Origin of the sequence: Nocardioides sp. CPCC 206348, assembly GCF_048654705.1 — a bacterium.
In the GTDB taxonomy this organism is placed as follows: Bacteria; Actinomycetota; Actinomycetes; order Propionibacteriales; family Nocardioidaceae; genus Nocardioides.
Genome location: NZ_JBMCZA010000220.1, coordinates 21,579 through 22,597 on the forward strand (window position 1 = coordinate 21,579; position 1,019 = coordinate 22,597).

Consider the following 1,019-nt stretch of genomic DNA (forward strand, 5'->3'; position numbering starts at 1 on the left):
CTGCCGCACGAACGTGCGGGCGTAGCCGAGGTCGGCGTCGCGGAGCGTGTCCATGCCGAGGATCAGCATGGTGAGCTCGGCGAGGTAGTCGCCGGTGACGACGTCGACGTCGCCGCCCTCGATCTGCTCGCGCAGCGCGGAGAGACGGTCGCCGTAGAAGCCGGAGCAGTTGGCGATGCGGAGCGGGTTCATCAGCTCTCCTCGGTGGTTGAGGTGCGAGCGCCAGCGAGCCTCGAAACCTTCCGCCGCCGGCGGGACCGGCGAAGGCTTGCGCGATGGTGAGCCACTTCTCGGCGTCGTCACCCTCGGCGACGAGGTCCGTGTCGTCGCGGTGGATGCGCTGGGTGACGAGCTGGCAGAAGTCGAACGCGGAGCCGCTCACCGTCTGGGCCGCGCCCTCCGGTCCCCATGCCCAGAGCTCGCCGCTCGGAGCCGTGAGCTCGATCCGGAACTCCTCGGCCGGGGCCGGGAGCTCGTTGTTGGCGAAGGAGAAGTTGCGGGTGCGCACGCCGATGTGGGCGACGTGCCGGATCCGGTCGGTCACGTCGGGCGTGAGGCCGAGGGCGTCGTACACGTCGAGGGCGTGCGCCCAGGTCTCCATGAACCGGGCGGTCGCCATCGAGGTGGGCGACATCGGCGGGCCGAACCACGGCATCTTGAACCCGTCGGGGTAGGCGCGCAGTGCCTCGGGGAGCGCGACGCGGCCGGCGTCCCAGCGGGCCAACAGCTCCTCCGGGGCCAGGGCGCCGAGCTCGAGCGCTCCCTTGTCGACGAACCCGGTCGGGTCCTCGATCGCCCGGAGCACGACGGCGTCCCATGCCTTCTTGCCCTCGTCGGTCAGCGCACCGGCAGCCAGCACGGCCACCTCGTCGGTCCAGAGCAGGTGCCCGACGGTGGTCGCGACGGTCCACCCCTCGGCGGGCGTGAACGTGGTCCACCCGTCGCTGTCGAGACCGGCGACCGCAGCGCGGAGCTGGTCCCCTTCAGCGGTGAGGTCGGCGATCACGCCGTCCAGGACA

1 protein-coding gene and 1 pseudogene are annotated in these 1,019 nt (G+C 71.5%); both read right to left on the bottom strand.

Annotation, left to right across the window (positions count from 1 at the left end):
• The coding region (locus tag ACOADB_RS24690) for an acyclic terpene utilization AtuA family protein (protein ID WP_378605121.1) at nucleotides 1-192 on the bottom strand (192 nt) is incomplete at its 3' end.
• Nucleotides 193-298: 106 nt separating this feature from the next.
• A pseudogene (locus tag ACOADB_RS24695) lies at nucleotides 299-1,006 on the bottom strand (TIGR03084 family metal-binding protein); the annotation flags it as partial.
• Between the last annotated feature and the right edge of the window lie 13 nt (nucleotides 1,007-1,019).